The sequence below is a fragment of the Chryseobacterium sp. CBTAP 102 genome, from assembly GCF_003201365.1.
Lineage (GTDB): Bacteria > Bacteroidota > Bacteroidia > Flavobacteriales > Weeksellaceae > Chryseobacterium > Chryseobacterium candidae.
Map to the genome: position 1 here is coordinate 74607 of NZ_QICX01000001.1, position 22132 is coordinate 96738.

Consider the following 22132-nt stretch of genomic DNA (forward strand, 5'->3'; position numbering starts at 1 on the left):
GGTGTTAGTTATATTGTAGTTAAAAGCGCTTCAAAATCTCATCAATACTCTTAAGCTCCATAAAATTCGGATGTTCCAGGTTTACATCATGCTGTTCATGACTCCAGGTGATATGATAAGGAATATGAGCGGCAGATCCACCGATTTCTAATACCGGCAAGACATCTGATTTGATAGAATTTCCAAGCATCAGAAAGTTTTCAGGCTGGCAGTCCAGATGCTCCAGAAGCTTTTTGTAATCGTGTTCTTTTTTATCACTCATGATTTCAATGTGATGAAAATAATCCTGTAATCCCGAATTTTTAAGTTTACGTTCCTGATCCAGAAGATCCCCTTTTGTAGCGACAACCAGTCTGTATTTTCCCTTTAAGCTTTCAAGGGTTTCAGTAACGCCATCAAGCAATTCAATGGGTTTCTGAAGAAGTTCCTGACCTAGCTGGATAGCTTTGTTTACTAGTTCCAATGATGCTGTATTATTAGAAACTCTACCGATGGTTTCAATCATGCAAAGCATAAATCCTTTTACTCCATAGCCATATAAATGAAGATTCTGCATTTCTGTTTTAAACAATTCCTGTGATATTGAATGCTGTGGAAGATAATCTTCAAGCAGCCTGCAGAATTCATTCTCTGCCTCCTGGAAGTAGGGTTCGTTGATCCAAAGTGTGTCATCTGCATCAAAGGCAATCGTAGTAATATGATTATTCATTTTTGTTTTGTAATTTTCTTTCCGCAAAATTCAATATAAAAACTCAATAACAAAAGGACATTTGTCCCGGGTGAATATGTTAAGAACGAATCAGGCATTTTTAAACTATCTCAATGATCTGTATGAAAAGCAGAATGATAGTGATAATATTATAGTAAAACTCTTTTCTGCAGGGGATAAAGTGCTTATACAGGATCATCAGCTTTCTCATGTCATGCTGATTAAAGAAGGCATTGTCAAATGTTATTTAGTAGAAGAGAACGGAAAAGAATATATTGTTGAGTTTCTGGGAAGTGGAGAAATAATCGGTGAAGTGGAATTGATTAAAAATATAAACTGCCTGTGTAGTATTGAGGCTCTTACGGAAGTTGAAGCATACTCAGTAAAAATTCCTGCTTTCAGATCTTTGATAAAAAATGATCTCGCACTCAATAATCTTCTTTTAGAGTCTTTTGCGGAACGAATTATCAATACATCCAGCAGAGCTTCCTATCAACAACTCTATACGGTAGAACATACTTTAAAACAATTGCTTCAAATGCAGTCTAAGCAGAATATTCAGATTTCCAAAGAAGATATGGCGGCTTACCTCGGAATTGCAGTAAGAAGTTTAAATAGAATTTTAAAAGATTTGAAATAATTTTTTTACAAATACAATATCTTGTATTTTAATAGTATTTCAAAGGGGTATGCTGGTTTAAATATTAAAATTTAATAAATTAAGTATGTGTTTTAAGGGGGTGTTTTTAAAATTTAGTATTTTTGTGTTACAATAAGTTGAATCCAATATTCATGGAAAAATTAAAGTTCAGAAATGCTGAGTTGGCTGATTTAAATAAAATCGTAGCCATCTACAACTCAACCATTGCTTCAAGAATGGTCACTGCAGATATGGAAGAAGTCTCTGTAGAAAGCAAACTAAAGTGGTTTGAAGAACACAATCCTCAGACAAGACCTCTTTGGGTAGTTGAAGATAGCCAGGAGCAAACCGTTGGTTGGGTAAGTTTCAGTTCATTCCATGAAAGAGCGGCTTACAATAGGACGGTAGAAGTGAGCATTTATCTGGATGAAACCTTCAGAGGAAAAGGGTATGGAAAAACTATTCTTCAGTATTGCATTGATAACGCCGGAAAGTTTGGAGTAAAAAACCTTGTAGCGCTTATTTTCCTTCATAATGAACCCAGTTTAAAACTGTTCAGGCATTTTGGATTTGAAGATTGGGGAAGTCTTCCTAATGTAGCGATTCTGGATGGCGTGGAGAGAAGTCTGAAGATTTTAGGAAAAAGAATAGATTAATTATAATTGTGGAGAAAGAGAAAAGATAAACTTGTAAAACGGGTTTATAATCATTTAATCTATAAAAAAGAATTATGCACAATCATCTGTGCTCATCCGTGAAATCTGCGGTTAAGCAAAAAAGCGAAAGAATATAAAAATAGCTGTCTCAAATCTGAAACAGCTATTTTGTTTTATGAATTCTGCTTAATTCTTTTCGCAGACATATTCAGGAATCGTTTCACTAGGAAAACAGCGGAGACTGTTAATCCCAGCCCAAGTGCAATCCACATTCCGAATGCGCCCATTTCCAAAGTAACACAGAAGAAATATCCTAATGGAATAGTAATTACCCAATAGGCAATGAAGGTATAAATAGAAGGAATTTTCACATCCTGCAAACCTCTCAGCATTCCCAAAGCTGTTACCTGAATTCCATCAGAAAGCTGGAATAAAGCAGCGATGATCATCAGTTTTGCAGCCAGGGTAATAACTTCCACTTCTTCTTTTTTCGTGAAGAAAGTCGGAAGGATATTTCTGCCTAAAATAAATACCAATCCACAGATACACATGAAAATAAAGGCAATTTTCAGGTTGTTGATTCCTACTTTTCTCAGTTCCACAAAATTCTGTTCCCCCAGTTTTCTACCAATCATTACCGTAGAGGCAACACTGAAGCCTACACATAAATTGAAGGTAAATGAAGCCATGCTTAAAGCAATCTGGTGAGAAGCAATATCGTGAGCAGAGATCAGTCCACAAATAAATGCTGCTCCGGCAAAAGCGGTTACTTCAAAGAACATCTGTAAAGCTGTAGGTAATCCAAGTCTCACCATTTTATCAAACATCTGCTTTGAGAAATCCTGAATTTTTAAAGAAAAGTCCTTGATATAACGTCTTGTTCTTTCTTCTTTTACCAACACAAAATAAAGGAAAACCACCATGAAGATTCTGGAAATCAAGGTGGCCAGTGCGGATCCCTGTACCCCCATTGCCGGAATTCCCCAAAGTCCTTTGATAAAGACATAGTTTAAGGCAATATTGATGATATTCGCAATAATGGTTGCTTTGGTAACTCCAATGGTATAGGATAAACCTTCAGAAACTTCTCGAAGCGTCTGAAATGCCATGAATGGAATCATACTGACTACCATAATACTTAAGAAACCTACGGTATCAGGAATAATCTTGGCAGGCTGTCCTGAATGATACAGGAGTGGCATTCCCAAAAGGAGAATAACCATCAGAATAATTCCGACAGACATATTGATAATAAAACCGTGGCTGAATACAGAATTGATCGTAGCATGATCCTCTTTGGAATGCGCCTCCGAAACCAATGGCGGTATGGCGAATGAAAACCCCAGGGCTAACACAAATATGGAGAAAAAAACAGCATTTCCCAATGAAACGGATGCCAGTGCATCAGCACCCAACAGTTTTCCGACAATAATATTGTCGAATAAGTTTACTGAAACCTGCCCCACCTGGGTAAGCATCACAGGCAGAGCCAAAGTCAGGCATTCCTTTGTATAGTTTTTGTTTAAAAAGTTCATAATATTTTAAGATTCATATAGTTTATCATTCAAATAGGGTCAAAAAAAAATTTGCAGTGGTAACACTGCAAATTTTTATAATATGGTAAATAATAGTTTATTATTTCCTTACAAAACTTGCAACGTCACCTTCAGAAACAGTGTTTCCACCAAGAATAATCAATCTCTCGACAACATTCCTTAACTCTCTGATATTTCCAGTCCATGAAAGTGCTTTTAAAGCATCAATAGCTTTATCATCAAACTTTTTCGTAGCAGTACCATGCTCATCAGCAATCATGCCTGAAAAATGCTCAACCAATAATTTGATGTCCTCTTTTCTTTCATCCAATGGCGGAACATAGATTTCAATAACAGAAAGTCTGTGGTAAAGATCTTCTCTGAATTTTCCTTCCTCAATTTCTTTCTGCATATTTTTATTCGTTGCTGCAATTACTCTTACATCAACTTTGATTTCTTTATCACTTCCCACAGGAGAAACTTTGCTTTCCTGTAGCGCTCTCAGTACTTTAGCCTGGGCAATAAGGCTCATATCTCCAATCTCATCAAGGAAGATAGTACCACCATTTGCCTGCTCAAATTTTCCCTGCTTATCTTTAATAGCCCCCGTAAAAGATCCTTTTACGTGCCCGAAAAGTTCAGATTCAATTAGTTCAGACGGAATCGCAGCACAGTTTACTTCTATCATAGGACCTCTTGCCCGGTCACTCTGATTATGGATAGCATGAGCAACCAGCTCTTTTCCTGCACCGTTAGGTCCTGTGATCAGAACTCTGGCGTCGGAAACAGCTACCTTTTCGATCATATCCTGAATCTTTTGAAGAGCAGGAGATGTACCAATCATCTGGTATTTTTTGCTTACTTTTTTCTTTAAGGTTTTATTTTCAGTCTGAAGATTTTTGTTTTCTTTCTTCAGAGTCTCTTTAACCAATGCGTTTTTTACACTTGTAATCAATCTGTTGATATCAATTGGTTTGGAGATAAAATCGTATGCACCCTCCTTTAAACAGGAAACGGCAGAATCAATATCTGCGTGGCCTGAGATCATGATAAAAGTAGTTTCTGGTTTTAATGCAAGGCTTTGCTTCAAAAGTTCGGTTCCTGAAACTTTAGGCATCTTAATATCGGAAATCACCAGTGCGAAATCTTCTTTTTCTACCTGTTTGTAACCTTCAAGGCCATCTTCGGCGATAACAAATTCATAATCGGTGAGTTCATCCGAAAGAATACTGTGAAGTACTCCCGAGATTGCTTTTTCGTCTTCTACTATAAGGATTTTTTGCATAGTTGCAAATTTAAATTTTTTGTTTCAATTATTAGCAAAAACTATACCTAAATATTCTATTTGGAGTAGTCTCTTCTCCCAAAAATGGCAGATCCAACCCTTACAGAGTTAGCCCCACACTCAATGGCTATAGGGAAATCGTCACTCATTCCCATTGATAAGGTATTTAAAGTTTTTAATTGATTTAATTCATCAAAAAGCATCTTTAATGTTAAAAATTCATTTCTAACCTGCTGCTCATCGTCAGTGAATGTAGCCATTCCCATCAGTCCGGTAACTTCAACATGAGGAAATCTGCCTTCAGTGTATTGTTGGAAAAGATTTTTGGCTTCGGAAATATCAAGCCCGAACTTGCTTTCTTCAGCTGCAATTTTTACCTGCAGAAGAACTTTAATGATTCTGTTATTCTTTCCTGCTTCTTTATTGATTTCTGTTAATAATTTTTCAGAATCCACACTCTGTATGGTATCTATGAAGGAAGCAATGTATTTCACTTTGTTGGTCTGTAAGTGACCAATCAGATGCCATTGTATATCCTGAGGAAGATGAGGGGCTTTTTCCATCAGTTCCTGTACTTTGTTTTCTCCAAAAACCTTTTGTCCAAGATCGTATACTTCCTGTACTGCAGAAGCCGGATGTGTTTTTGAAACAGCAACCAGCTGGACATCCGATGGCAGCTGGTCTTTTATAGTTTTATAATTTTCTTTAATACTCATAGTTGCAAATTTCCGAAAATTCCCTGACAGTTGCCAGTGATGAATACATTTTACACGGTACTTTTACAGTAAAATTAATTCAGAACCTCATTGATCTTTGGATACTGAGAGATTTTTCTGAAGACAAACCTGTTGCTCTTCTGCAGTTTTTCAATAAACATGTCCAGCTCATTGATAGAATCCGCATCTCTCAGATACTGATCGTGAGTAAGGAATACCAGGTGTCTGGATGTTTTCTCAAGATCGTTCAGGAAAATGCTGTCTACTTTCTTGATCATGGCCTCATGACTTCCTTTTAAAGTCATTTTTTGAGAAGGCCTCCATTCAAGATCCCAGCCAATTACTTTATAACCGGCTTTTTTAAGACCATCTGCTGCCACAGTAGAACTTTTAATATCTGTTACATTAATATTGTTGAGCCTCCAGATATTTCTTCCGGGAGTTCGTGCTATTTTATCGGTAAGTTTCAGGCTGTCTTTGGCGATATCAAAATCGTGAACTACAGCATCAGCATTTTTATAAAAATCTGTGTATTTGTTGTGGGCATGGGAAAAGCTATGGTTCGCCAGTTCTATCAAGGGGTTTTGCTTAAGCAAGAGAAGATCATCCTTCTGTTTTTTACTGCCATAAGCATGTTTCCCTACCAGAAAGGCAGTGGCGCAAACATTTCTTTTGTCCAGGATTTTTAAAAGATTTTCAGTTCCCTGATTGGGGCCGTCATCAAAGGTAAGGTAGATTACTCTTTTATCCGGATCAACACTTTCATCATCCATATTATTGGGGATTATTTCTGCGGAAGGATGTTCCTGTGAACTGACGACGGGGACATTGTTCACCTCATTCTTGAAATTACAGCTGTTTAATAAAGCCGAAGTTGCACTCATCAATGCAACCATCCCTAGAAAAGTCATATTTTTTGACTTTCCCGCAAAAATTTTTTTCATAAAGATAATGGAGTATTAAATTGTTAAAAATCGTTAAAAATAACAGCTGAAAATTAACAAATTATATGCCATGCTGTGCAGGTATTTTTCTTTTTAAGTTTATTTTAAGAACTTTATTTTAAACGATGTTTGCATTACCTGATGAATTGTAAATTTATGATCTGCTTTTCTGTAAAATTTAACATTTATAAATATGAAAACGATAGTTTTTTTCTACTAATGCTGGAATTTCAATATTGTTACTATATTGCATGATTATTTTGATATTGATGAGTTTTAGATATTTAATTATTGTTCTTTTGGCCGGGCAATTTTCTGCTCAGAAGATTTCTGGAAGAATTTTAACAGATAAAGAAGGCCCGGTGTCGGATGCAAGAATTGGAGTGGAAAATGAGAATGTAGGGGATATTACCGATCATGCAGGAAACTATACTCTTGATATTACGGATATAGCAAAAAGTAAAGTTGTAAAAGTAGAGATAAGTGGATATGAAACTTTCCGTATGAAACTTTCTGATTTTTTGGTTTTGCCAGATCATACTGTTTTACTTAAAAATAAATCCATTGAAATTCCCAATATCGATGTTATCTCTAAAAAATATGTAACGAAAAACTTCGGAACTAAAAATTCAAAGCGTTCTTATGGAGGGTACAATTCTGATAAGCCAGAAAGGCTATTCCGGGAATATGCTATTAAGGTAAAGAATAATAAAAGAATTAAAATAAAGAATATTAATATCAGCTTAGCTTATTTTTCTTTTGAACAGCCTGTTGCAATTATCTTTGATGTTCAAAATTCTATAAATGATCTTCCAGGTGAGTCTCAGGTGAATGAAACTTTAAAACTTACATTTACCAAGGATGATATTAAAAATAATACATTAAGTCTTGATGTTTCAGATAAAAATATCTGGATAGATCAAGATTTTTTTGTTTCATTTCGTGTTTCTGAAGATTTTAAAGGAGAGCTTTATTTTGGGGGAAATATCTTTGCCTTTTCAAAAAACACATACTACAGAAATTATTTTGGAGAATGGCAAAAATATTCTTCAGGAGAACCGTCCATCAATGTTGATGTTTTAATGGAAAAATAATGCATATCAATATATAAATGAGTTTTGTTATTACAGAAAGACAAAACTCATTTATTGGGTTATCCTTTTAATTAATACTCGAGATTAATGATTATTAACAAAGGTTTTCTTATTGACAGCCCTTCTACAGGCTCAGGGTGACAACCCGAATACCAGCCGGAATTTTTAAGCATTGTCAGGCTAAACCTGTTGAAACTGTTTTCACTGGAAGGGACACATCAATTCATATTATGTAGAAGATATTATTGTATATCCAGATCTACAGAATTTAACCTTAATGAATTCAGGATGACAGATAATGAACTGAAGCTCATTGCTGCAGCTGCAATCATAGGAGATAGCAGAATTCCAAAGAATGGATACAATAATCCTGCCGCTACCGGGACACCCAAAACATTATAAATGAATGCGAAAAACAGATTTTCTTTAATGTTTTTGAGGAGCTTTTCACTCAGTAATTTAGCTTTTGCAACACCTAAGATATCTCCTTTTAATAAAGTGATCTCAGCACTTTCAATCGCAACATCTGTTCCTGTTCCCATCGCAATTCCCACATCAGATTGTGCAAGGGCAGGAGAGTCATTAATCCCGTCTCCGGTCATCGCTACGATTTTACCCTGCTGCTGCAGTTTTTTTACTTCATTCAGTTTATCTTCAGGAAGACAGTTGGCTTTGAAATGTTTAATTCCTAACTCATCAGCAACGGCTTTGGCAGTATGTTCATTGTCTCCTGTCATCATGATGACGTCTATTCCTTCACTCATCAGCTGTTTTACGGCTTTTTTAGAGCTTTCTTTGATTTTATCTGTAAAGCTTACAAATCCCAGCACCTGCTGATCCTGTGCGATATAAGAAATCGTATGGGCTTTAGACTGAAATTCTAATGCTTTCTGTTTTAAGCTCTCCGGAATTATAATCTGATGCGAGGTCAATAGACTTTCATTTCCAAGATAAGCGGTCTTGCCGTTGATATTTCCTTTGACTCCTTTTCCGGATATGTTTTCAAACTGATCTACTTTTTCAGCCGTCAGATTCTCTTCTTTTGCTCTTTTTATGACAGCATTGGAAAGCGGATGTTCAGAATTCTGATTCAAAGAAAAAGCCAGTTTTAAGATCTGATGCTGATCTCCGTTTACTGTTTCAATATGTTCTACTGAAGGTTTCCCTTCTGTTAAAGTTCCTGTTTTATCAGTAATCAAAACATTTACTTTATTCATCTGCTCAAGAGCTTCTGCATTTTTGATAAGGATTCCGTTTTTAGCACCTTTCCCGATTCCTACCATTAAAGACATGGGAGTTGCCAGCCCAAGTGCACAGGGACAAGCCACAATTAAAACGGCAACCGCATTCACAAAAGCAAATAAGGTTCTTTTTCCTTCCGGACCGAAGAATTGCCACAAAACAAAAGTAAGCACAGCAATAAGAATGACTGCAGGTACAAATACTTTTGAAACCTTATCTGTAAGTTTCTGGATAGGAGCTTTACTGCGGCTGGCTTCATTCACCATTTTAATGATTTGGGAAAGCAGAGTTTCATCGCCTACCTTTTCTGCCTTCATAACGAATACCTGATTTCCGTTGATGGTTCCGGAAGATACTTTATCGTCTATATTTTTTTCAACAGGAACAGGTTCTCCTGTAATCATACTTTCGTCTACAATAGAATTACCCTCAGTGATTTTTCCGTCTACAGGAATTTTTTCACCAGGTTTTACTTTTAATAAATCTCCTATTTTTACCTGAGAAAGCAGCACTTTCTTTTCTTCACCATTCACCATAAGGTTAGCTTCATCCGGTGAAAGGTTCATTAATTCTTTGATGGCATTTCCAGTTTTTTTATGGGCTGCGGCTTCCATCAGCTGACCTAAAATGACAAGGGTTAAAATTACACAGACTGCCTCAAAGTACAACGGAATTTCCTGATGATGTCCGCGTATTTCATGTGGAATAATGTCTGGAAATATCAGAGCAACAATACTGAAAAAAAATGCTGCAGCAATCCCAAGAACAATAAGACTGAACATATTGAGGTTCCATGTTTTGAATGAAATCCAGCCTCTTTTCAACAGGAACCAGCCTGAATAAAACATCACCGGAAGTGTAAAAGCAAGTTCAATAAATCCCTGAATCTGATGAGAGAAAGGAAAGTTGATCAACATTCCTCCCATTGAGAGAATGAAAACCGGTATAGTAAACGCCAGGGAAGTAATGAATTTTCTTTTTAATATATTGTAGGTTTCATCTTCATCATTATCACTGCTGTCGGGCATTCTTACGAGATCCATTCCACAGATAGGGCAGTCTCCCGGTTCGTCACGAATGACTTCCGGATGCATAGGACAGGTGTATTTTGCGGTTTTCTTTTCAGGATATTTTACAAGGTCCATTCCGCAAACCGGACATCCTACATTGGAATCGTAGGTTTTGTCGCCTTCACAATACATGGGACAGTAATATCTTCCTGCCATTTCATCAGTTACTTTAGGCGTTTCATAACTATGGCTTTGAAAATGAGAGTGATGCTGGTGCGAATTTGCTTTTTGGGCAATTTCTTCCGTAATCGGTTCTAAATCCATATGACAAACAGGGCAACTTCCTTTCTCATCATATACTTTGTCGCCTTCGCAAAACATTGGACAATAATGCTTCCCTATACTATCTTTAAAGCTTTCAGGAAGGTTGGTTGATGAATAAGCTGGTTTATGATTAGGATCTTTAGCCAGCTTTTCTTCAATAGGAACCAGATACATTTTGCAGACAGGGCATCTTTCACCCTGTTTGAAATATACTTTATCTCCTTCGCATTCCATTGGACAATAATATACTGAAGAAGGCGATACACGGTCCTGAGGTTTTGCGAAGGCTGTCTTAGGAGTATTAGGATCTTCAAGTATGTATTTTCCTATTTCTGCCAGAGCATCATTTAATACTGAAAGTTTTACTTCATGATCGGAAGTGATGGTGACTGTATTGTTTTCCAGATTAACATCGGCTTTAACACCATCAACACTGTTCAGTTGATTTGATATCTTTTTCTGGCAGCCGGAACAGGTCATTCCGAGTATTTTATACTGTTGTTCCATGATTCTTAAATTTATACTGCAAATTTCCACAATGGAAAACGAAGGTTGTTATAAATTTAAGGATAATAGTTATAAAATTAGGTGGATTGGGAGAGTATAAGAGTAAGAGGGTTTGAGAGTTGTTGGGTGTGAGCGTTTGAGAGTTTGTAAGTGAAATAGGAATATTTAATTCCTTTACTCCTAAACACTCAAACTTATAGATTGTCAAGCGGTTTGCGATGATGTTCTTTGAGCTTTTTGAATTCAGTGGGTGTGAATCCGGTCACATTACGGAACTGGGAAGAAAGGTGCTGTACACTCTTATAACCGAGTTTTCCTGCAATTTCGGTAAGATTGAATTCGTTGTATAAAAGAAGCTCCTTCACTTTTTCAATTTTCTGAAGAATGAAAAACTGCTCTAATGTGATATTTTCGTTTTGTGAAAATGTTTTTGAAAGAGCGCTGTAATCTTTGTGAAGTTTTGAACTTAAAAATTCAGAAAGCAGAAAGTCTTCCGGGATATCAAGATCACTTATTTTGACAATAATCAGGTTTTTAATTTTTTCTACGGTCTGATGAGCAGAGTCCATAATCCTTTCAAAACCTGTATCAAGCAGCTCTTTTTCTATGATATGCATTGTTTGAGCAGAAACATCAGATTCTGTTTCAACTTCTCCCAGTAAAACATTCGCTGTCTTTACCTCTGCATTACGGAAAATAGTTTCTACCGCCGCAATGCATCTGTTGCAGACCATATTTTTTATAAAGATCTTCATAGGTTGTTGTTTAACCTGTCTTTTACAAATTCTATCTGGGTTTTGCCATGAGGAGCAGGATTGCCTTCTTCGTTAAGGTTCACCATGACAATTCTTTCTACAGTAATGATGGTTTGATGAGTCATTTTGTTTCTTACATCACATCTTAAAGTAATAGAAGAAGATCCGAAATGAGTAGCTTCAATTCCTATCTCTATAATATCTCCTTGTTTGGCTGAGCTGACAAAGTTGATTTCAGAAATAAATTTGGTTACTACTTTGGTATTTTCTAACTGAATAATAGCATAAAGAGCAGCCTCTTCATCTATCCATTGAAGAAGTCTTCCTCCGAAAAGTGAATGATTGGGGTTTAAATCTTCGGGCTTTACCCATTTTCTGGTATGGTAGTTCATCTGTTAATAATTTGCAGCACAAATTTAGTGTTAAAAGCTGATCTTTTCAAAAGAATAGTATTTATTGATCTGAAAAGAATCATTCATTTTCTCAATCATTTTCTTTTGGAGCGCGGGCTTTCGTTTTTGTTATAGAAGAATCATTCAGCAGTGTTTGATATTCTTTACTTTCTATGGCAATCATCGCTACTTTTCATTCCGGATTATGATGGAATACCAATCCATACTTTTTCGCTAAAGGAGAACATCTGAGGCAGGGGTGGCCCTTAGAAAAGAACTTTTGTCTTTCATTCTCTTTTTCGTTGTCTGAAATTTCATTTTTAATAGCATAGCATTTAAAAATTAGATGATCGGATGAATATTGATAGGAACTTTTATAAGTTTCTCATATGGTAGATTGGCGAGTGTTTTTTCTTTCTTTTCAGGATGAACCTGTGCCTGGAAAACAGAGCAGTCTTCGGCAATTTCAATGAGTGTGTTAGTATAATTGGTGGTGTATGGTTATATTTTTGTTTTAGCATTTTAAATGTTAAGTAGAATGGTGGGGCAAGGAAGTTGATAAATAGAATGATATGTATCTAGTAACTTGATTTTGAGTGCTCAGTATTGGCATTTGTTTTTAAATCTTTAACTAACTTTATGATTAAATATGTTTTTATTTAAGCACTTGATTTTCAAGTGTTTGAATTTGATTTATGTGCTTGTTTTATTTTTAGATTAAACATAATGTAAGAAATGTTTAAAAAAAGCTTTGATTTGAAATTTTTAATTGTATCTTGCATACGTTTATATTTGGAATCAATATTTGTTCATTAATTTATGTTGTTTTTCTTTTATATACCAAATTTTTATTAATTTTTTAATTTATTTAAAATGAACATTTTTGTTTCAAACATCAATTACGCAACTAAAGAGTATGAGTTGCACGATCTATTCGCAGAATTTGGGGATGTATCATCAGCTAAAATCGTTACAGACAGAGAAACTGGTCGTTCCAGAGGTTTCGGTTTCGTAGAAATGGGTGATGAAGAAGGAAAGCAAGCTATTGAATCTCTTAACCAGAAAGAATTCAACGGAAAAGCTCTAAATGTATCTGAAGCTAAGCCAAGAGAAGAAAAGCCAAGAAGAAGCTTTGATAACAACAGAGGTGGAGGTTATGGTAACAACAACAATAGAGGCGGAGGCTATGGTAACAACCGTGGCGGAGGCGGAAATCGTTGGTAAAAATATGAAGCGGCTTTTAAGCCGCTTTTTTTATGGAATTTAATTTCCAGTAAATCATTTAATTATAATCGGGGTTGGAATATAATGATGTTTTGGCATAATTTTAGAAATTATCAATCAATCAAAAAGTAATTATAATGAAAAAACATTTATTAGCATTAATGATGGTGTTTGGTGGATTATTAATCAATGCACAAAACATTTATCCAGGACAGAATATAGAGCAAAACAGAAAATACTGGGCAAGTAATAACCGATACTATCTGACTTTCCAGAATGATGGTAACCTGGTTTTATATAACAGAGCCGGAGTTGCAATGTGGGATACAGGTACAAATAACAAGGGAGTGAGAGCTGTTTTTCAGGATGATGGGAACTTAGTGGTTTATACTCCGGGAAATGGTGTGGCTTTTAGCTCTAATACTAACGGAAGAAGAGCTGAAAGATTAACGATTCAGGACGATGGAAACCTTGTTATTTATAATGGTTCCAATCCGTTATGGGCGTCAAAAAGTGATTTGAAAAACAGTGGAAGAGATAATGGTTTTGGCCGTGGAAACGGAAATATCAGTACCGGGTACAAATTCCGTAAAGGAGGAAAAGTGTTTTCTCCTAATGGCAGCTATTATTTGACTTTCCAGAACGACGGAAATCTGGTTTTATCCTATGATAATGGTGATGCTATCTGGGCATCCGGAACAGATAATAAAGGAAGCAGAGCTGAATTTCAGGCAGATGGAAACCTGGTTGTTTATGATTCTTATAATAAGGCGGTATGGAGTTCAAATACTTCTCGCAGAGGAGCCAATAAGCTTTCTGTACAAAATGACGGAAACTTAGTGATTTATAGTGATTATTCTCCATTGTGGAGTTCAGGAACTAATAGATAAGAATCTATTCAGATAAAAATAAAAGAGACTATCCGAACGGTAGTCTCTTTTTGTTATAATGCTTATTTTAATTTTATAAGAATATAAACATTTTCGTAATATATACTGGCAGTGTCATTATCCGAGTATTTCTCCCGCGTAATTTCACTGAAAATAATTTTGACATGATATTTGCCTACATCAGATTCCATTGCTATTTCCGGCACTTTTACGGTTCCGGTTTTGTCTTTATTTTTCTCAAATAGCTTGATAATCTGTGGTCCGAAATCTATTTCTTCCTGAGAATTTAAATTGAGTTTCAATGAGGATTTTTCTGTCAGTTCGTCTGTCAGTTCAAACTGGTCATTATTTAGTTTTTGGGTCTCTCTGCTATACCTATGGAAAGAAATCAAATATTGATAATTCCCGAGTTCTACGGCCTGTTCTTCACGAACAAGAACGAGTCTGTTCATTTCATATGCTCTGTTTTTTACAGTGACATCTACCTCCGAAAATTTGTTCTGAATATTATAATTGATATTATAAAATGTGCCGTTTTTAATATTATCATCTAATTCAGCCTGATCTTTTTCATTTAGCAGCGATGATAGAAATTTACTTTGCTTTCTTTCGGCCAGAAACTCAAATTTATCAGCAATTTCATTACGGACGGTATCTGTAACTTTTTGCTGAAAGTTAATCTTGCCGGCACTCATTAGCTGATACTGGTTTAAAATATTCATTAATTCTGTTTTCTGACTTCTCTTAGCTACACTGAATGCATTAAGGTAAGGGAAAATTAATGCAAAAGTTCCAAATAAAAATAAGCTGACAGGGATGAACTTTATCGTAGCTTTTTTGTTGAAAATAAAATAAACAACAATGATTAACAGCCATAAAGCAAGAAGGAGAACGAAATACCTTGGTTCTGTATAACCATACTCTAAAATTCTGGTAAAAATAGCAGTGAAAAGCAGAATGATCAAAGGAGCAATTGTGTAATAAAATGCTTTTGAGAATATTCTCACCCAAGATTTTGCATTTTCTTCTTTCAACGGATGAACCAGAAGTAATGCAAGAATGCCAACAATGCTGTAAGCTAAAACAAGGTAAGAAACCCAGCCTCTGGGAAGCTGCCAGTTGATCAGTATTTTAACAGAATAGAAATAAAGAATCGTTACATAGATAAGGAGTAATGGAATTAGAATAAACTGAGTGAAAAACTTCAAAACAACAGGATAGGTACCATCTTTCTCAAGGTTATTTAAGCCTTTGTCATTAAATAAAAGGAAAATAAAACTGCTTCCAAAAATAGCGAGAACAAAGAAGGTATCTCTGTAAATTCTGTCGTGGAAGTTAAAGTCAAAAAGTTTATCAACCGCTAAGATTGCTAATTCCACACCGCCAGTCAGAACTCCTGTAAATATGGCGGTGAGAAAGATATTGATAAAAAGATTTTTGTTGTACTGCCAGAATCTGAGTTCCCTGTCTTTCTCCAGAAAAGGAACAAATGATACCAGTAAGTGGGATAGAAGGGCAGTAACAGCGATGGTATAAGCATAAACTTCTGTAAAATTGTTTTTTTTATCGGGGAGAATACAATAAAAAACTATAAGGAAAATTATACCGGATACCTGCAGCAGTAACTCTTTCCCGATTCTCTGGGACAACATTTTTAATGCAAACATCAGAGAAATTCCAAGACAGGAACAAATGATGAATTTAATATAAGAAGTAATTTCACTGCGTTCGGTTTCCACAATGCAGATGACGGCAACAGAAGCTAATAAAGCCATTACCAAAACCATAGGATATCGGAAAATGACTTCATTGGCCCGGTTTAGAGTTTCCTGGAATTTTGTTTTCATGATTTGGTGTTTTTAGGATTGGGATTAATCTTTTTTCTTTTTTTTCTTTTTGTCCCTGTCTTTTTCTTTTTCCTTTCCCTTGGTTTTCTTCTCTTTTTTCGGACTTAAGATTTCTTCAGCAAACTCAAACTTAGGTTCTTCAATCTTGGCCGGCTTTATTTCGATTTTAAGATCAAAATAACCCTTCATATCTTCCTGGGAGATTAATTTTTCGCTTAATAAAAGCTCCAGAATTTCCTTCCCGGAATTATTAAAAAAGTTATGGGAAAGCTCTTTTAACAGAAATTTTTTATACTCTTCTAAAGGAACAAGCACGCTGTATTTAAAGATTCTTCCTTCTTTTACAGTAGATAGATAGCCTTTTTCAACTAATATTTTCAAATAAGTGGAAACCGTATTCTGATGTGGTTTCGGTTCAGTATGCTGCTCCATAACATCCTTCAGATAGAAAGATTCCATTTTCCAAAACAGCTTCATAAAGTTTTCTTCTGCGGCAGTAAGATGATTTATTTTCATAAAGTATTCTAATGTTGAAATTGAATATTGCAATAAAGATAGATAAAAGATACCAGAAAAGCTATTCCAGCCCCCATAAATACTTCTTTTACGGTATGTCTTTTTAATATAACACGAGTGACTCCAACCAAAATAGCGATTCCCAGCCACACCAGACCCATTTTCCATTCCAGGGAGAAAAAGAGTGCTGCCACAAATACATTGAAGGCAGTATGCATCGAGCTTTTGATAAAAAGATTGCTGATCTGAAGTGCGAAAAGAAGGACTAAAATAAACAGCATGACAAGATCAATATATCCGTTTCTGATGTAATTAAAAAGAAGGTAGGCGATCACACAGACTGCAATAAATATATATAAGGTCTTCCTTTGGACACGGTTGGAAACATCCATATTGGTATATCTTCCCGTTTTTACATTCCATACCAGCCATATAACTACAGGAATGATAATCATTAATAATACAGGCAGAAAATAAAGAATAGAATCTTTCAGAGAATATTCCCTGAGGCTCATGTATACAAAAAAAATAATCAGAGAAACTAAAGGATTAAAAAAATCAGAAATGACTTTTGAAATGTTGTGTAAGAATGAAGACTGCTTTTCTTCCATAATTTAGTTTAAAAATCAAATATACCATTATAACCTCAAAAAACAAGGAGGAAAAGGCGGTTGAAATGGATGGGTGAATTCAGAAAATAATTCATTATCAGTAGGTTTTAGTGAGTTAGACTTTTTTCATTTTTTTAAATTAATATTAAATTTTGAAGTAAATGTTTAATTTTAATTGATCTGTTTTAATCATCATTATCATGAAACATCTGTTCACTTTATCAATGTTAATCTTAGGATACTTTACTTTGGGTCAAAAAGATTCCAAGGAAAATATTTCTACGCTACAACCTATCCATCAATTTAAGAATATATGAAATTCCGAAGGAAAACAAACAGATATTCCATGACCGCTTCAGGGATCATGCGTTGAGAATAATGAAGAAATATGGATTTACGATTGTAGCGATCCGGGAATCGGAGTTTCAGGAAAAGACAGAATTTGTCTGCCTGCTTGAATGGAAAGATGAACATGCAATGACAATTTCATGGGAAGGATTTATGGCAGATAAAGAATGAAAGGAAATTAAAGCCCGAACTGCACAGCAATATGGTGATTTCGTCAATGAAATTGAAGACAGAATCCTGAAACTTACAGGTTTTCTCCGGAAAAGAAGCTGTTGAAATAACCAAAATATATATTAACAATAATTAAAGAGGAGTGAAATAGAAGAACAAAATGTAATGAATTCAAATATCTCCGAATCAACTGTTATTTCGGCAAAGCCTTATGGATAGGCTGATACCTCGTAGATCGCGGGAGGAAGGCAAAGAATAAAATGCTGCTTTTTCACCCTTCCAAGGGGTCGGAAATTAAGAATAATCCATACAGCCCGCAAATAGATTTTACAGAAAAATCGAAAAGTTATGTATGTATAGAATAAAAACAAAGTTTTTTTCATAATTTTGCTCAACTATTTCATCATAAAAAAGCAAGAGCTAACACATGAAAGAATTTTCTAAAGAGGTATACCTGAAGTGGTATGAAGATATGACAATGTGGAGAAGGTTTGAAGACAAATGCCGTTCTCTTTACCTAAAACAAAAGATCAGAGGATTTTTACATTTGTATAACGGTCAGGAAGCTATCCCTGCCGGCTTTACACATGCAATGGATCTTACAAAGGATAGTATGATTACTGCTTACAGATGTCACATCCATCCAATGGCTATGGGAGTAGACCCTAAAAGAATCATGGCTGAACTTTGTGGTAAAGCTACCGGAACTTCCGGAGGTATGGGTGGATCTATGCACATTTTCAGTAAAGAGCACCGTTTTTACGGAGGGCATGGTATCGTTGGAGGACAAATTCCATTAGGTGCAGGTATTGCTTTTGCAGATAAATATTTCGACAGAAAAGCAGTAAATATCTGTTTCTTTGGAGATGGTGCTGCAAGACAAGGTTCTTTACACGAAACTTTCAATATGGCAATGAACTGGAAACTTCCTGTGGTATTTGTTGTGGAAAACAACCAATATGCAATGGGAACTTCTGTAAAAAGAACTGCCAACCACGAAGATATCTATAAATTAGGATTAGGATACGAAATGCCTTGCCTTGCTGTAGATGCAATGGATCCTGAAAAAGTAGCGGAAGCTGCCTACGAAGCTATTGAAAGAGCAAGAAGAGGAGACGGACCTACTTTCATTGAAGCAAGAACTTACCGTTACAGAGGACACTCTATGTCTGATGCTGAGCCATACAGATCTAAAGAAGAAGTAGCTCTTCATAAAAATGATGACCCAATCGAATTGATAAAACATAGAATTTTAGAAAACGGATGGGCTACAGAAGCAGAATTGGAAGTGATGGATAACAAGTCCAGAGACTTTGTTGAAGAGTGTATCGAATTTATGGAAAACTCTCCGTATCCGGATGCAGAAAAAATCTATGAGTATGTATATGCTCAGGAAGACTATCCATTCCTAGACAAATTAGAAAACTAAAAGATAATGAGTTAATTTGACAATTTGAGAATTTGAAAATGTGATAGATGATGTCCTTTTTTAATTTTCAAATTTTCAGATTGCTAAATTTTCAAATTAAAATAAATTATGGCAGAAGTAATTACGATGCCCCGCCTGTCTGACACGATGACGGAAGGTAAGGTGGCAAAATGGCATAAAAAAGTAGGAGATAAAGTAAAAGAAGGAGATATTTTAGCTGAAATTGAAACTGATAAAGCAGTTCAGGATTTCGAATCTGAAATAGAAGGTACCCTTTTATACGTAGGTGTAGAAGAAGGAGCTGCTGCTGCTGTAGACTCCGTTTTAGCTATTATCGGGAATGAAGGAGAAGATATTTCAGGATTAACAGGTGGAGCTGCTGCTCCCAGTGCTGGAACTGAAGAAAAAAAATCAGAAGAACAGCCTAAAGCAGAAACTGCTGAACCTGCTGCAGAAGTTCCGGCAGGAGTAGAAATTATTACCATGCCAAGACTTTCTGATACAATGACAGAAGGTAAGGTAGCTAAATGGCACAAAAACGTAGGTGATACAGTAAAAGAAGGAGATCTTCTTGCTGAGATCGAAACAGATAAAGCGGTACAGGATTTCGAATCTGAATTCAATGGAGTATTATTGAAGCAGGGTGTAGAAGAAGGAGGGGCTGCTCCGGTGGATTCCGTATTAGCAATCATTGGCCCTGCAGGAACAGATGTTTCCGCTGTAGGAGCTCCAAAAGCTGCCGGTCAGTCCACTGAAAAACCAGCTGAACAAAAAACAGAAGCTAAAACAGAAGAAAAAGCGGCTCCGGTTGCGAACTCTTCATCTTCTGACAGAGTAGCAATCTCTCCACTGGCTAAGAAAATGGCTCAGGATAAAGGCGTTGATATCAACATTGTTCAGGGATCTGGTGAAAACGGAAGAATCGTTAAAAAAGATATTGAAAATTATCAGCCAGCTGCAAAACCGGCTGCTTCAGCTCCTGCGGCAACTGCTGCTCCTGTTGCAGTAAGCTTTGTACAGGGTGAAGATACGGAGACTCCAAACTCACAGGTAAGAAATATTATTGCAAAACGTCTTTCTGAAAGTAAATTCTCTGCACCTCACTATTATCTGATGGTGGAGATCAATATGGATAAAGCAATTGAAGCAAGAAAAGAAATCAATTCTTTACCTGACACTAAGATCTCTTTCAATGATATGATTATTAAAGCAACTGCAATTGCTTTAAGAAAACACCCTCAGGTAAATTCAAGCTGGGCAGGAGATAAGATCATCCACAGAGGAAATATCAACATTGGTGTAGCGGTAGCTATTCCGGACGGATTGGTGGTTCCTGTATTGAAAAATACAGATCAGATGACGTATACTCAGATTTCTGCATCCGTAAAAGATATGGCTTCAAGAGCTAAGAGTAAAGGTCTTAAAGCTAATGAAATGGAAGGATCTACATTCTCTATTTCTAACTTAGGAATGTTCGGAATCGAGACATTTACAAGTATCATCAACCAGCCTAACTCTGCAATTCTTTCAGTAGGGGCAATTATTGAGAAGCCAATCGTTAAAGATGGCCAGATTGTAGTTGGAAACACCATGAAGCTTTCATTAGCGTGTGATCACAGAGTAGTAGACGGTGCTACAGGTGCTCAATTCTTACAGACATTAAGAACCTATTTAGAAAGTCCATTAACATTGTTACTGTAATTTTCTGAAGTGAAGATAATAAAACCTCCCAAATCGGGAGGTTTTTTGTTTTTTGTAAATTAAAATACAGATCTCTAGTTAAGCCTGTAAGGTTTCAAAAACCTTACAGGTTTAGAAAAGTGAAATTCTGAAAAGAGAAAGCATTATTTTTTGTATAAATTTTACATAAAAATTTCCCGGAAATAATTAAAAAATTAAAGAAAAAGTCTGATATAAATGGATTAAGAAAATCTAATAACCGTAAAACTGAAATAAAATATAAACGGCTTCAAAAAGCGGTTTTTTATTTGCAGGCAATTCACTATTTTTGAATCATGATTAAAGCAAGAAATATCCATAAATCTTATGGGAATTTAGAAGTACTGAAAGGTGTTGATATTCACATCAAAATGGGCGAGGTGGTTTCTATCGTAGGAGAATCGGGGGCAGGTAAGTCTACGTTGCTGCAGATTTTAGGAACTTTGGATCATCCAACCCAGTCAAACAAATATGATACTGAGATTGAAATAGCGGGAGAATCATTTATTAATATGAATGATAAGCAGCTGTCGAAATTCAGAAATCAGAATATAGGGTTTGTATTTCAGTTTCACCAGCTTCTTCCGGAGTTTACTGCGCTGGAAAATGTCTTGCTTCCGACTAAAATAGCAGGAGCCAATGAAAGAGAAGCTCTTGAAAAGGCTTATGCTTTATTTGAAGATCTGAAGATTGAACAGAGACTGAACCATAAACCCAACCAGCTTTCAGGTGGAGAGGCGCAAAGGGTAGCTGTAGCCAGAGCTTTAATCAACTCACCGAAAATCATTTTTGCAGATGAACCTACAGGTAACCTGGATTCTAAAAATGCAGATGATCTTCACCGATTGTTTTTTGACCTTAGAGATAAATATAACCAAACTTTTGTGATTGTAACACATAACCCGAATCTTGCAGAGATAACAGACCGTAAGCTCGTTATGAAAGACGGAATGATTATAGAGTAGCAGTATACCATACCAGATGATGAAATACTTTATTTTTCTTCTTTTAATTGTAATTTCCTGTTCAAAGGCTGAATCTCAGCAGTTGAACCCATTGGGTATTCCTCAGACAAGGATTTCGGAGATTAAAAATTATATTAAAGGAAAAGAGTACAATCAGGAATTGGCTGTTTTTATCAACTTTAAAATTCCCTCTGGAAAGTATCGTTATTTTATTTATAATCTGAAAAATAATACAATTCTACAGAAGGCTGTAGTTTCTCATGGTTCAGGTTCTGTTATTCCCAAGTCGGATGCTTTGAGATTCAGCAATGTTGAAGGCTCTTATCAATCATCTCTTGGAAAATATGCTATTGGAGAAAGCTATGTAGGAAAGTTTGGTAAAGCTTACCGCCTGGCAGGGCTGGATGCTACCAATAGCAATGCCATGCAAAGAGCAATAGTTCTTCATTCTTACGGATGTATTCCGGATGTAGAATCCCGGGCTCCCGCATGTCTCAGTTTGGGATGTCCGATGCTTTCAGTAAATGCACTTAAAGAAACAGCAAAATATATTGATAGTTCTACAAAACCTGTCATTTTATATGTTTTCTATTAATTGATACT

The 22132-nt window shown here is 35.8% G+C and carries 21 protein-coding genes and 1 pseudogene; 10 read left to right on the top strand and 12 right to left on the bottom strand.

Annotation, left to right across the window (positions count from 1 at the left end):
* Positions 1–19: 19 nt before the first annotated feature.
* Positions 20–709 (bottom strand): HAD family hydrolase, encoded by a 690-nt coding sequence (locus tag C8D70_RS00325; RefSeq protein WP_110366013.1) that lies wholly within the window; start codon positions 707–709, stop codon positions 20–22.
* 76 nt (positions 710–785) lie between these two features.
* Between C8D70_RS00325 and C8D70_RS00330 the strand changes: the two genes are divergently transcribed.
* Both C8D70_RS00330 and C8D70_RS00335 read left to right on the top strand, forming a co-directional pair.
* Entirely contained in the window at positions 786–1349 is a 564-nt protein-coding gene (locus C8D70_RS00330; RefSeq protein ID WP_110366014.1) for a Crp/Fnr family transcriptional regulator, read from the top strand.
* A gap of 152 nt (positions 1350–1501) precedes the next feature.
* Positions 1502–2005, top strand: coding sequence for a GNAT family N-acetyltransferase (locus C8D70_RS00335; protein WP_110366015.1), 504 nt, complete (start codon positions 1502–1504; stop codon positions 2003–2005).
* A 173-nt stretch (positions 2006–2178) separates the two neighbouring features.
* Here C8D70_RS00335 and C8D70_RS00340 read toward each other — a convergent pair whose 3' ends face one another.
* From C8D70_RS00340 to C8D70_RS00355, 4 genes are all read right to left on the bottom strand, one after another.
* The gene (locus C8D70_RS00340; protein ID WP_076594514.1) at positions 2179–3540 is read right to left on the bottom strand and encodes an MATE family efflux transporter; all 1362 of its coding nucleotides are present in this window, start codon (positions 3538–3540) and stop codon (positions 2179–2181) included.
* Between the two features lie 100 nt (positions 3541–3640).
* Complete coding sequence (locus tag C8D70_RS00345; RefSeq protein ID WP_110366016.1) at positions 3641–4825, bottom strand: sigma-54-dependent transcriptional regulator; 1185 nt, start codon at positions 4823–4825, stop codon at positions 3641–3643.
* Positions 4826–4881: 56 nt separating this feature from the next.
* Entirely contained in the window at positions 4882–5541 is a 660-nt protein-coding gene (locus C8D70_RS00350; protein ID WP_110366017.1) for a YggS family pyridoxal phosphate-dependent enzyme, read from the bottom strand.
* Between the two features lie 74 nt (positions 5542–5615).
* Complete coding sequence (locus C8D70_RS00355) at positions 5616–6485, bottom strand: polysaccharide deacetylase family protein (RefSeq protein WP_076594517.1); 870 nt, start codon at positions 6483–6485, stop codon at positions 5616–5618.
* A 269-nt stretch (positions 6486–6754) separates the two neighbouring features.
* Between C8D70_RS00355 and C8D70_RS00360 the strand changes: the two genes are divergently transcribed.
* Positions 6755–7579, top strand: coding sequence for a hypothetical protein (locus tag C8D70_RS00360; protein WP_110366018.1), 825 nt, complete (start codon positions 6755–6757; stop codon positions 7577–7579).
* A gap of 242 nt (positions 7580–7821) precedes the next feature.
* Here the strand turns inward: C8D70_RS00360 and C8D70_RS00365 are convergent, their stop codons facing one another.
* From C8D70_RS00365 to C8D70_RS21285, 4 genes and pseudogenes are all read right to left on the bottom strand, one after another.
* A complete protein-coding gene (locus C8D70_RS00365; protein ID WP_110366019.1) occupies positions 7822–10662 on the bottom strand; it encodes a heavy metal translocating P-type ATPase in 2841 nt (946 codons plus the stop codon).
* A gap of 194 nt (positions 10663–10856) precedes the next feature.
* Positions 10857–11417, bottom strand: a complete 561-nt coding sequence (locus C8D70_RS00370; protein WP_110366020.1) for a helix-turn-helix domain-containing protein — start codon at positions 11415–11417, stop codon at positions 10857–10859.
* Positions 11414–11809, bottom strand: coding sequence for an acyl-CoA thioesterase (locus C8D70_RS00375; protein WP_076594520.1), 396 nt, complete (start codon positions 11807–11809; stop codon positions 11414–11416). The genes C8D70_RS00370 and C8D70_RS00375 overlap by 4 nt, the downstream gene beginning before the upstream one ends.
* Before the next feature lie 193 nt (positions 11810–12002).
* Positions 12003–12292, bottom strand: a pseudogene (locus tag C8D70_RS21285) (DUF6157 family protein); the annotation flags it as partial.
* Between the two features lie 390 nt (positions 12293–12682).
* On the opposite strand from C8D70_RS21285, the gene C8D70_RS00380 reads away from it, so the two are divergent.
* Together C8D70_RS00380 and C8D70_RS00385 are read left to right on the top strand one after the other, a co-directional pair.
* Positions 12683–13033 (top strand): RNA recognition motif domain-containing protein, encoded by a 351-nt coding sequence (locus tag C8D70_RS00380; protein ID WP_076594521.1) that lies wholly within the window; start codon positions 12683–12685, stop codon positions 13031–13033.
* A gap of 137 nt (positions 13034–13170) precedes the next feature.
* Positions 13171–13923, top strand: a complete 753-nt coding sequence (locus C8D70_RS00385) for a hypothetical protein (protein WP_076594522.1) — start codon at positions 13171–13173, stop codon at positions 13921–13923.
* Between the two features lie 62 nt (positions 13924–13985).
* Here the strand turns inward: C8D70_RS00385 and C8D70_RS00390 are convergent, their stop codons facing one another.
* Genes C8D70_RS00390 through C8D70_RS00400 form a run of 3 tightly spaced genes read right to left on the bottom strand, consistent with a single transcriptional unit; the run spans position 13986 to position 16897 of the window.
* Positions 13986–15770 carry a DUF4153 domain-containing protein gene (locus C8D70_RS00390; protein ID WP_110366021.1) on the bottom strand — a complete coding sequence of 595 codons (1785 nt, stop codon included), beginning with the start codon at positions 15768–15770 and terminating at the stop codon, positions 13986–13988.
* 24 nt (positions 15771–15794) lie between these two features.
* Positions 15795–16286, bottom strand: a complete 492-nt coding sequence (locus C8D70_RS00395; protein WP_076597727.1) for a BlaI/MecI/CopY family transcriptional regulator — start codon at positions 16284–16286, stop codon at positions 15795–15797.
* Positions 16287–16294: 8 nt separating this feature from the next.
* Positions 16295–16897: a phosphatase PAP2 family protein gene (locus tag C8D70_RS00400; protein ID WP_110366022.1), complete on the bottom strand. Its 603-nt coding sequence runs from the start codon at positions 16895–16897 to the stop codon at positions 16295–16297.
* 378 nt (positions 16898–17275) lie between these two features.
* Between C8D70_RS00400 and C8D70_RS20980 the strand changes: the two genes are divergently transcribed.
* From C8D70_RS20980 to C8D70_RS00425, 5 genes are all read left to right on the top strand, one after another.
* Entirely contained in the window at positions 17276–17416 is a 141-nt protein-coding gene (locus tag C8D70_RS20980; RefSeq protein WP_228407948.1) for a hypothetical protein, read from the top strand.
* 427 nt (positions 17417–17843) lie between these two features.
* Entirely contained in the window at positions 17844–18845 is a 1002-nt protein-coding gene (gene pdhA / locus C8D70_RS00410) for a pyruvate dehydrogenase (acetyl-transferring) E1 component subunit alpha (protein WP_034696713.1), read from the top strand.
* A gap of 108 nt (positions 18846–18953) precedes the next feature.
* Positions 18954–20546 (top strand): pyruvate dehydrogenase complex dihydrolipoamide acetyltransferase, encoded by a 1593-nt coding sequence (locus C8D70_RS00415; protein ID WP_110366023.1) that lies wholly within the window; start codon positions 18954–18956, stop codon positions 20544–20546.
* Between the two features lie 314 nt (positions 20547–20860).
* Positions 20861–21529: an ABC transporter ATP-binding protein gene (locus tag C8D70_RS00420; protein ID WP_076597724.1), complete on the top strand. Its 669-nt coding sequence runs from the start codon at positions 20861–20863 to the stop codon at positions 21527–21529.
* 16 nt (positions 21530–21545) lie between these two features.
* Positions 21546–22124, top strand: coding sequence for a murein L,D-transpeptidase catalytic domain-containing protein (locus C8D70_RS00425; RefSeq protein WP_110366024.1), 579 nt, complete (start codon positions 21546–21548; stop codon positions 22122–22124).
* The last annotated feature ends 8 nt before the right edge of the window (positions 22125–22132 follow it).

Coding starts and splice junctions, on each gene's coding strand:
- C8D70_RS00370 (WP_110366020.1), bottom strand. CDS start 11,417: ATGAAGATCTTTATAAAAAATATGGTCTGCAACAGATGCATTGCGGCG.
- C8D70_RS00395 (WP_076597727.1), bottom strand. CDS start 16,286: ATGAAAATAAATCATCTTACTGCCGCAGAAGAAAACTTTATGAAGCTG.
- C8D70_RS00415 (WP_110366023.1), top strand. CDS start 18,954: ATGGCAGAAGTAATTACGATGCCCCGCCTGTCTGACACGATGACGGAA.
- C8D70_RS00375 (WP_076594520.1), bottom strand. CDS start 11,809: ATGAACTACCATACCAGAAAATGGGTAAAGCCCGAAGATTTAAACCCC.
- C8D70_RS00425 (WP_110366024.1), top strand. CDS start 21,546: ATGATGAAATACTTTATTTTTCTTCTTTTAATTGTAATTTCCTGTTCA.
- C8D70_RS00330 (WP_110366014.1), top strand. CDS start 786: ATGTTAAGAACGAATCAGGCATTTTTAAACTATCTCAATGATCTGTAT.
- C8D70_RS00385 (WP_076594522.1), top strand. CDS start 13,171: ATGAAAAAACATTTATTAGCATTAATGATGGTGTTTGGTGGATTATTA.
- C8D70_RS00350 (WP_110366017.1), bottom strand. CDS start 5,541: ATGAGTATTAAAGAAAATTATAAAACTATAAAAGACCAGCTGCCATCG.
- C8D70_RS00400 (WP_110366022.1), bottom strand. CDS start 16,897: ATGGAAGAAAAGCAGTCTTCATTCTTACACAACATTTCAAAAGTCATT.
- C8D70_RS00360 (WP_110366018.1), top strand. CDS start 6,755: ATGAGTTTTAGATATTTAATTATTGTTCTTTTGGCCGGGCAATTTTCT.
- C8D70_RS00355 (WP_076594517.1), bottom strand. CDS start 6,485: ATGAAAAAAATTTTTGCGGGAAAGTCAAAAAATATGACTTTTCTAGGG.
- C8D70_RS00335 (WP_110366015.1), top strand. CDS start 1,502: ATGGAAAAATTAAAGTTCAGAAATGCTGAGTTGGCTGATTTAAATAAA.
- C8D70_RS00325 (WP_110366013.1), bottom strand. CDS start 709: ATGAATAATCATATTACTACGATTGCCTTTGATGCAGATGACACACTT.
- C8D70_RS20980 (WP_228407948.1), top strand. CDS start 17,276: ATGAAGAAATATGGATTTACGATTGTAGCGATCCGGGAATCGGAGTTT.
- C8D70_RS00340 (WP_076594514.1), bottom strand. CDS start 3,540: ATGAACTTTTTAAACAAAAACTATACAAAGGAATGCCTGACTTTGGCT.
- C8D70_RS00345 (WP_110366016.1), bottom strand. CDS start 4,825: ATGCAAAAAATCCTTATAGTAGAAGACGAAAAAGCAATCTCGGGAGTA.
- C8D70_RS00420 (WP_076597724.1), top strand. CDS start 20,861: ATGATTAAAGCAAGAAATATCCATAAATCTTATGGGAATTTAGAAGTA.
- C8D70_RS00380 (WP_076594521.1), top strand. CDS start 12,683: ATGAACATTTTTGTTTCAAACATCAATTACGCAACTAAAGAGTATGAG.
- C8D70_RS00365 (WP_110366019.1), bottom strand. CDS start 10,662: ATGGAACAACAGTATAAAATACTCGGAATGACCTGTTCCGGCTGCCAG.
- pdhA (WP_034696713.1), top strand. CDS start 17,844: ATGAAAGAATTTTCTAAAGAGGTATACCTGAAGTGGTATGAAGATATG.
- C8D70_RS00390 (WP_110366021.1), bottom strand. CDS start 15,770: ATGAAAACAAAATTCCAGGAAACTCTAAACCGGGCCAATGAAGTCATT.